The organism is Geminocystis sp. CENA526 (genome assembly GCF_050753365.1).
In the GTDB taxonomy this organism is placed as follows: domain Bacteria; phylum Cyanobacteriota; class Cyanobacteriia; order Cyanobacteriales; family Cyanobacteriaceae; genus Geminocystis.
In genome coordinates this window covers 1-9,276 of sequence record NZ_JBLZFY010000134.1, presented here as the reverse complement: position 1 = coordinate 9,276, position 9,276 = coordinate 1, and the positions used below count along the sequence as shown (strand labels likewise).

The 9,276-nt window shown below is 36.7% G+C and carries 6 protein-coding genes; all 6 read right to left on the bottom strand.

What is annotated here, in order from left to right:
* Nucleotides 1-148 precede the first annotated feature (148 nt).
* The 6 genes from ACN4EE_RS20705 to grpE all read right to left on the bottom strand — a co-directional run bounded on the left by ACN4EE_RS20705 (nucleotide 149) and on the right by grpE (nucleotide 9,060).
* On the bottom strand, nucleotides 149-490 hold the full coding sequence (locus ACN4EE_RS20705; RefSeq protein ID WP_431708400.1) for a HepT-like ribonuclease domain-containing protein: 342 nt from the start codon (nucleotides 488-490) through the stop codon (nucleotides 149-151).
* The gene (locus ACN4EE_RS20700; protein WP_431708399.1) at nucleotides 487-786 is read right to left on the bottom strand and encodes a nucleotidyltransferase family protein; all 300 of its coding nucleotides are present in this window, start codon (nucleotides 784-786) and stop codon (nucleotides 487-489) included. The genes ACN4EE_RS20705 and ACN4EE_RS20700 overlap by 4 nt, the downstream gene beginning before the upstream one ends.
* A gap of 54 nt (nucleotides 787-840) precedes the next feature.
* Nucleotides 841-3,459 (bottom strand): cyanophycin synthetase, encoded by a 2,619-nt coding sequence (gene cphA, locus ACN4EE_RS20695; protein WP_431708398.1) that lies wholly within the window; start codon nucleotides 3,457-3,459, stop codon nucleotides 841-843.
* Between the two features lie 137 nt (nucleotides 3,460-3,596).
* Nucleotides 3,597-4,415 carry a cyanophycinase gene (locus ACN4EE_RS20690; protein ID WP_431708397.1) on the bottom strand — a complete coding sequence of 273 codons (819 nt, stop codon included), beginning with the start codon at nucleotides 4,413-4,415 and terminating at the stop codon, nucleotides 3,597-3,599.
* 310 nt (nucleotides 4,416-4,725) lie between these two features.
* Nucleotides 4,726-7,857 carry an Hsp70 family protein gene (locus ACN4EE_RS20685; RefSeq protein ID WP_431708396.1) on the bottom strand — a complete coding sequence of 1,044 codons (3,132 nt, stop codon included), beginning with the start codon at nucleotides 7,855-7,857 and terminating at the stop codon, nucleotides 4,726-4,728.
* Nucleotides 7,858-7,896: 39 nt separating this feature from the next.
* Nucleotides 7,897-9,060 carry a nucleotide exchange factor GrpE gene (gene grpE / locus ACN4EE_RS20680; RefSeq protein WP_431708395.1) on the bottom strand — a complete coding sequence of 388 codons (1,164 nt, stop codon included), beginning with the start codon at nucleotides 9,058-9,060 and terminating at the stop codon, nucleotides 7,897-7,899.
* Nucleotides 9,061-9,276: the final 216 nt, after the last annotated feature.

The following is a 9,276-nucleotide window of genomic DNA, read 5'->3' as shown; positions in this document are numbered from 1 at the left end:
AATAAATCTGGACGGCAATTCATCCCACACTGATTGTGTGGGTATTTCTTAACGAAAAATACAGTGTGGGGCTTCTTGCCGAAGAAAAGCTAAAATTTACAAAAAGTGTATTTTAATTGATTTGATTGTTAATTATTGGAGATTTCTATTAAACATTCCAATACTTTTGCGTCATCTCTGTAATAGCTTCAGTTAAAGGAGGTAAAAAAACCTCAATAATTTCCCAAACAATTTCAATATCAATACCTAAATATTCATGGGCTAAACGATTTCTAAAACCAGTAATTTCTCCCCACGAAATTTCCTTAAAATCCTGTTTCCATTCATCAGGTAATTTTTTGATAGACTCCGCCATAACTTCCAAATTACGAATAACCGCATCTTGGGTTTTCAAATCCTTAAAAAAAAACTCCTTTCCCTCCTTAGTATAATCTTCAATTCGGGCTAGACAATCCCTAATATGAATTAAATAAACTTGATTAGTTTTCATAATAAAACCGCTTCCTTTAAGATTTTATCTCGCAAAAAATAATGTAAAGATTTTTCTGTTACCACATCAACTTTTTTCCCCAAATAAGCCTCTAAATCATTAATTAAACCCACAGGAAACCAAGGAGTAATTCTGTTTAAATCATAGTCAATTAAAAAATCAATATCGCTATTTTCTTTTTCTTCACCCCTAGCTACAGAACCGAAAATCCTCACATTATAAGCACCATGTTTATCAGCAATTTTTATAATATTTTCCCGATATTCAGATAATAAAATATATAGTAAATTTTTCATAATAATAAACCTTCTAAAACTATTCACTATTCACTATTCACTATCAACTATTCACTACTTAGATTGATATTCCTCAATCATAGCGATCGAACCAGTGACACTTTCTGGGAAGATAACCACTAAGCCGTCTTTATCGACTTTTTTGAGTCCTGTTTCAATGGCTTCGGTTTCGTCAAGGATGACATCATAACTAGCGTTGGGATTTTCCTCGACAATACCTTTTGCGATCAATTCAGCTACAGTACCTCGATCGCGCCCTCGATTATCGTCATCTTCTTTGATGATGATGTGATCAAAAATTTGAGAGGCAATTTTACCTAATAGCATCAAATCCTCATCCCGTCTGTCTCCAGGACCACCGATTACCCCAAGGCGATCGCCCTTCCAGTTTTTCACAAACTCCCCTACAGCTAAATAACCAGCAGGATTATGAGCGTAATCAATCAACACAGAAAAATCTTTCATCTCAAAAAGGTTCATTCTGCCGGGGGTTTGATTCGCTCCGGGGTTGAAAGTGCGTACCCCTTGACGGATTAATTCGATGTCGATACCGTGAACAAATGCCGCTAAGGATGCCGCCAAAGCATTAGCAATCATAAAGGGCGCCATACCTTTCATGGTGACGGGAATATTTTCGGCTTTCTCAATTCTGAGTGTCCATTCCCCTTCAAAAATCGAGAGATAACCGTTTTCATACACCGCCGCCATACCATCACGCCGTAAGTGATCAATAATGATAGGGTTGTCTTGACTCATGGAAAAATAAGCGACTTTACCCTTGACATTTTTCGCCATTTGTGCTACCAAAGGATCATCAGCATTTAACACCGCATAACCATCAGGATTAACTGCTTCGGCGATGACTCCTTTTACTTTTGCCATTTGCTCGATCGTGTCGATGTCTCCTAATCCTAAATGATCGGCGGCTACGTTTAACACTACGCCTACATCACAGCTTTCAAAGGCTAATCCCGATCGTAAAATACCGCCTCTAGCACACTCTAACACTGCTACTTCTACAGTGGGGTCTCTCAAGATAACTCCAGCACTCACAGGACCAGTATTATCACCTTTTTCTACCATGTATTCCCCTAAGTAAATACCATCGGTACTGGTGTAACCGACAACTTTGCCTGTTTGACGATAGATGTGGGCTAAAAGTCGAGTGGTGGTGGTTTTACCGTTTGTGCCTGTCACCGCTAAAATAGGGATACGACTAGGGTGATTGTCAGGGAATAGCATATCTAGCACGGGGGCGGCAACGTTACGAGGTAAGCCTTGACTGGGGGCAACGTGCATCCTAAAGCCGGGGGCAGCGTTGACTTCGACAATGACTCCATCGACTTCACTCAAAGGCTTGGTAATATCAGGGGTAACGACATCAATTCCTGCAATGTCTAAACCAATAATTTTGGCAACTCTTTCGGCTATCCAAATATTTTGAGGATGTATTTCGTCCGTTCGATCGATCGCAATACCACCAGTACTGAGGTTAGCGGTGGCTCGTAAATAAGCGACTTCTCCTTTTTTAAGTACCGTATCCATCTCAAAACCTTGTCTTTTCAACACTCCTAAAGAAGTTCGATCGATACTGATTTTAGTTAATACATTATCATGACCTTCACCTCGATCGGGATGTTCGTTGGTTTCTTCAATCAATTCCTCAATAGTAGAAGAACCATTACCCGTAACATGGGCGGGGATTCTTTCAGAAACAGCGATGAGTTTACCATTAATGACTAAAAGACGATGATCATTGCCTTTATAGTACCTTTCCACAATTACCGATCGACTTTTTGAGGCGGCACTAGCTAAATCGTAAGCCTCCTCCGCTTCTTGCTGAGAGTTAATATCAATGGTAATGCCTCTACCATGATTACCGTCTAAAGGTTTAATGACAATGGGATAACCGCCCACATCAGCGATGGCATCCGCTAACTCATCGAGGTAATAAATAACAGTACCCTTTGGCACGGGAATCCCGGCTTCTGCTAAAGTGGTTTTAGTGCCTTCTTTATCACAAGCTAACTCTACCCCTAAAATGCTAGATTTATTACTTAAAGTGGCTTGTATCCTTTGTTGATTTGCCCCATAACCTAACTGCACCATAGCTCTTGCACTGAGCAACATCCAAGGGATTTTTCGGGCTTCGGCTTCTTTGATGATGGTTTCTGTGGAAGGACCCAAAGCTGAATTGGCTTTTAAATCTCTTAAATCTGCTAAATCTTGAGCTAATTCCTCCGCTTGATAACTTCCCGTAGTAATAATAGAGTTACAAAGTCTGACGGCGGCTCTACCTGCGTATCTTCCTGCCTCCTCATAAACATACTCAAACACTACGTTATAAACACCGGGGGTAGAAGTTTCTCTCGTACGACCAAAGCCGACAGGCATTCCTGCTAATTCTTGCAGTTCGAGGGCAATATGCTCAATAATATGCCCCATATAAGTACCTTCTTGTACCCTTTCCAAAAAACCGCCACGATGATCTCTGGAACAGAAATGTTCGACTAAAGAGGGTAAGATTTTGACTAAACCTTCATAAAACCCCGGTATCAGGTTAGATGGTTTTTCGGCTACGTCTTCCAAATCCAGACGCATTTGGATTAATTTTTGTCGGCGGATACTCCAATAATTAGGTCCCCGAAGGGTTTGTGTTTTCAGGATTTTCATGGTTTTTTGCTGTTAGACGGTACTTATTTTTAGAGGCATTTTTTAGTGTCTCGTTTTTAATCTTTTTTTAACTGTTCAAGGTGAACATTTTTTATGTTTTTTATTGCTTTAGCTCTTAAAGTGTCAATGGTTATTAATTATTCCACTATCCCAGCCATAGGTTGATGAGTTTTGCGATTATAACGATCTCCATGACCTAAAATGTGTAATCTCAGGTTGTGGAGTGCCAAGGGTTCTTCAGCACTTACCTTACCGTGATTAGTATAACTCATGGCTTGACCATCTACGATCGTCACTGTACCCTTGCCAATAACTTCAATATATTCATCTTTTTGAAAAACGGCACAAGTATCTTCATCGATACCGATACCCAACCTTTCAGGATGGTTAGATAGGGCGCTTAATAGTCTTGCCATGCGGTTACGATTGTGAAAATGTTGATCTACTATCACTTCGGGAATGATACCCAAGCCCATCGCCATATCCACTAAAGCTCGATTAGGAGATTCTCCACTGCTACCTCCTGCAATCATGTGATGCCCCATAACTGCCGCTCCTGCACTTGTACCTCCGAGGGTAATTTCTCCTAATTTTACTCGCTGACGGATTCTTTCCATGAGGGGAGTATCTGCTAATAAACCACAGAGTCTAAGTTGATCTCCCCCTGTCATAAAAATACCAGTACATTGTTCTACATACTCTTGATAGCCTTTATCTTCTCCTTGAATACGATCTCTGACATCTAGTACTTTTAAATCTTTTGCACCCATATCACTAAATATACTGACATATCGATCGCCGATGATGCTAGGTTCACGGGAGGCGGAGGGAATAATTCCGATAATTGCATCAGTACCACCTGCACAATGCCAAAAACTTTGTAAAATTTCTTTGCCGTGGACTTTATCTTCTGCACCTCCTATGACTAGGACAGAACTTCTAAGATATTGCTTCATGTTATTTTATATAATTCCCTACTTAGACTAAATTTTCATATCTTCAAGTTTACAGCAATTAGGAGTTTCACGGTTAAGGGTTCAAATGAACGGGGAAAGGGAGGAAAATGTGAATAATTAATTGGCTAGTATATTTTAAGTGTAAAAAGTGTTATTGTTCAATATCTTTGTGTCAACATTAGTTGACATAGACAAATTCTAGGCTAAGACGTATTTAACTTACCGTTTTTATTAAGTCTTAAAATGACTTCATCGCTTACCTGTTGCCTTTTGCCCTTTGCCTTTTGCCTACCTCCATTTGTAAACTAGCTTACTCTTTGATAGATTCAAGTAACCATTGTTTAATTTCTGTGGAGTCTTCTTCAGATATGCTCGAAACACTTAACATTTTAGAAAGTAAACTTAATCGCTTTTTAAAGATGGATTCTATGTGAGAAAAACCACTAAGATTGGTATAAACGGGCAAGTCTGAGGTTTCTAATTGGGCGACTCTTGTATAGATGGAATTTTCTAATTCAAAATCTAGTAGTTGCCATGCTAAACATTGCGATAAGCAACCTAATAAATCTAAGGCTACTTGAGGTTGTTTTGTGATTCCGTATAATCGATCGAGGGCAAATTGGGCGATCGAACTTACTTCTTTAAAACTAACACGCCATTGCTCAGGTTGCCCTGGGCTAACGAGACGGGCTAATGCCCAAGCGGCTTTTTGACGATGTGCCATGTGCTTCCCTGTTTTGATTACATGACGTAAAAATTCTAAGTTGCGGGTATTGCATTCTCCACATTTTCCTAAAGAGTTTAAAAAAACTAAGGCTTTTGCTTCCATTTGAAAATATTTGAACCCTTCGATCAATTTTGCATCAAAACCAGTCCAATATAATTTACCGGGTAGGTTGACAATGGCTTGGTATAATCGATCGTCTAATCTGCCTAAGTCTTGATTGATTTTCATTTGTACCCATTTTTCCAGTTGATTTTCAGAGGCTTTAATATTGGCAGATTCATCGAGGTTAATAGATGACAAAATTTCTCCTAAAGAGGATACGGCGACAACGGTTTTAGTGGTAAAGGAAGAGGAGTTGAAAAAATTATCAATTTCTAACCAACGAATTAAATCATCGATGATTTGACTACGATTAACAGCAATTGTAGTTTGTTTGACTAAATCTCGTCTTCGATCGTGCAGTCGTCCATTATTAAAATTTTTGCTTAATTGAATGGCAACATCTTCCCAGTGTTTAAAATCAACTCGTATATTGGGTTGAATAATTTTTCCATTACGGGTACGAGAAATTTGGGGAATCAGAGTTTGTAAATTGACAGGATTAGCAATTTTGGTAACTTCTTTCACCTCTTGGGTATCGGAAGCCACTTCAATTTTAAATCGAGCGTTTTGATTTTTTTGAGAAACTAAGGTTAATAAAAGTCTTTCATCAAAGGTATATTCTACTTCTAAATCTAACAAGTCTCCTTGTTTTAAATTAGAGGCAAAAATATTTTTTAATGCCACTTGTCTCGATCGTTCTTGTTTGGTATTAACATTAATTTTATTACCCATACCTACCCAGATTTTAAAGACTAAATTACCTGAATCTTTTTGGGGTAATTTAAAAGTATCTTTGATACAGGTTTTATAGGGATATTTTTGTCCTTGGGCAATCAATAAATTAAGTTTACTATTGCCATTGGTAATAGCTTCTAAATAAATATTAGTGGGGTTTACTCTTTCTACAGAAGTTAAAGCCCCTGAAGCAAATAAACTAGCCCCTTTGGCTACGGCTAAATCTGGATTTCCTTCATCCAAAATCAAAATACCTCCGAAAAATTCCCTCAATCTTTCTTTAATTAAAGGGAAATAAGTCATCCCGCCATTAAGTAAAATTCCGTCCACTTTTGGCACTTCTTTTAAAGTAGCTTTTGCTTTTAATAATACGTCCAAAATCGGCACAATAAAGGTATCAAATCGATCGATAAAAGGACTTTCATTAAAGGCAGTATCGGGATTCATAATTTCTAATAAATCAATAGTTAAATCAGGGCATAATAATTCTTTTAAAATACCTTTCATTTTTTCTGTGTCAATACTATGACGAATGGGAACATTTCCTTCTAAAAAAGTTCCTTGAAAAGACATTTTAAATTCGCTTTTATCCCTTGTATAACTATATTCTCCTCCCCATAATTTCTTAAATTTTTCTGCATAAATGGGCAATTCATAACTTAATTTATCTCGATCGACGGTGGATAGTTCCACATTGTTTAACCCATGATCTAAGATATAATCAGCGATTAATTTGTCTATCTTGTCTCCCCCTACCCTTGTACGAGAGCCAATAGCAATATCATTGATGACAAACTTGTTGTATTTTTGTGACCACTGTACCTCATGGAGCGTGACATCTAAAGTACCGCCTCCCAAGTCATACACCATAATATTAGAAGGGGTATTCACATTGAAACGAGGGGGAATATCTCCTTTTTGCATGGAGTGGAGGAAGTCGTATAAAGCGGCTTGAGGCTCAGATAACAAAACCACTTCAGCTTCTTGCCAACCAGCCAACATGGCGGATTTACGGGTGGCTTCAATGGCATCGGATTCGTAGGAAGCTGGATGAGTAATTACCACTCCTTCCACGTTACCATATCGATCGAGTAACTGTTGACGACAAAAAGCCAACACTTGAGAAGCCGCCATTTCTGGGGTAACTTCTCCCGATGTGAGTTGATAGTAAAAAGCTTTCCCGTTATCGGAATCCCCCATGTTATGTTTCCAAGCCAAAATAGTTTGATCTCGGAAAGCATAAGCGTTATTTTTAATATGTCCTCCGATTTCTCCACTGTCAACACTGTTGAATCTGACACTAGAGGGGATGGTTGCTTTGCGCACGAGACTGGAATTTTCGTCTTTCAATGGCACTTCTAACACCGAAGCGTTATATTGCTTCGTCATTTCGTTGAAGGTTGTTAAGGAAATCACTGTGTTTGTTGTGCCTAAGTCGATGCCAACACATTGCGATCGCATGACATCCTTAAGAATTTCTACATAATCAGCAGTTTCTCGACATTTATTACCGATATTTGTACCTATAATAATTGTCTTAATTTTTCGAGATTTTAGTTTATTAAATAAGCGAGAATAATCGTTATCATTACTTACTATAGCAATGGTATTAATATTTAATTGACTATTATTAATTAATTCTTCGGCGGTTTCAAAAATGAGATTGTCCACCTCTTGAGATACGGGAGTTAAACCGGGGGTTAGTTCAAAACGATAGTCAAATTGACGAAATTTACTACCATAGGCGGTTAAAACAGATGGAGTATTAGAAAAGGCTCGACGAATAACGATCGAACCATGTTTTTTACAAATATCTTCGACTATATCTAACTTAGGTTTAATGTTATCTAAATCCAATAAAATGGCAATTCTATTCATAGTTTTTATTCCTTTTTTGCTAGTTTTTAATATGATTAATTAGACTTCTTCAACTTTGGCAGGGGTGACGATTCGATCGTTTACTTTCCAACCGGGAGCGATACATTTAACTATTTTTTTATCGTCTTTACTCACAAATTGTGAACCCGATATATAGTTATACTTATTGTTGTCTAAATCTTCTCCCGTAATCTCAAAAGTCCCCTCAATTTTGTCGGGAAATTGACTAATATTTAACTGTTTAAATGCCGTTAATAAAGATTCGATCGTAATAAAGTAAGTTAAAGTATCTTTCGGGGATAAACTCTCATTATTTTCGAGGCAATTATCTAACTTTTTATAGAGAATAAATAATTGACTTAAAACAGGTTGTTGCTGATTATCCTGTAAAGATTTTGCTAAATCATAAACTGCATTTTCTAAAGAATTTAACTGAGTTTCTTTTAATTCATGTTCTAACTGTTGAATGGTTAATTCTAAATCTTGTATTTCTGCCTTAAATTTAGTTTCAATTTCCCCTAATTCTTGGACTAAATTTTGTGCTGTACGATCTTTAATTGCCGTACGAGTTAAGGCAAACTCTTTTTGTAGTTTAAAACCAAAATCTCCTAAATATTCAGAAGCCCCAAACTTGATCATTTCTTGATAACCAGTACAATTAGTTAACATTTTGCGAGAGTTATCATCGATAAATTTAGGTAACAAAATAATAAACCATAAAGTGCGTTCTTTTGACTTATTAAACTCATCAATAATATCTGCTATTTGATTTAATTTTACTAAGTCTGGTGTTTCAATATTATCAAGATAATCTTCAAATAAACTCACAAAATTAGTGACATAATTTTCCCATTTTTCTAAAAATTTTTGAATATTATCCGAATATTTACGAGAGAGATAAAAACAAAATTTTTCAGCTATATCATATTCATAATCATTAAAATCGAGATCATCCAATAAATTATCCCACGTCAGATATTGTTTACTTTCTAAAGCAGTAACAATTTTTTTCTGAATTTCTACTATTTTTAATTGTCTTTTTTGTTTGTCAAAATTACGAGGAATAAAATTATCGTAGGATTGATTTAAAAATAATACTAATTTTCCCCAACTCGATCGATTTAATTCTTCCTCGGAAAAATTCCGCAGTTTAGGCTTATTAATATTCACCCTTGCCGTTGCCTTAGACTGTTGCTCATTCATGAATTAACTCCGTAATATCGTAAATAGTGAGTAATTTATCTATCTTATGCCTACATAAGTAAAATGTCTTATCTTCTATTGTAATAACACAATTACCTGATTCCACCTCAGTTCGAGATAAGATTTAGACTAAATCGCTCGAATCATTAGAAGATTTGATTAAAAATTATCATAAATTGATTTTTGATAGCTATTTACTAAATTTAATGAAGATTT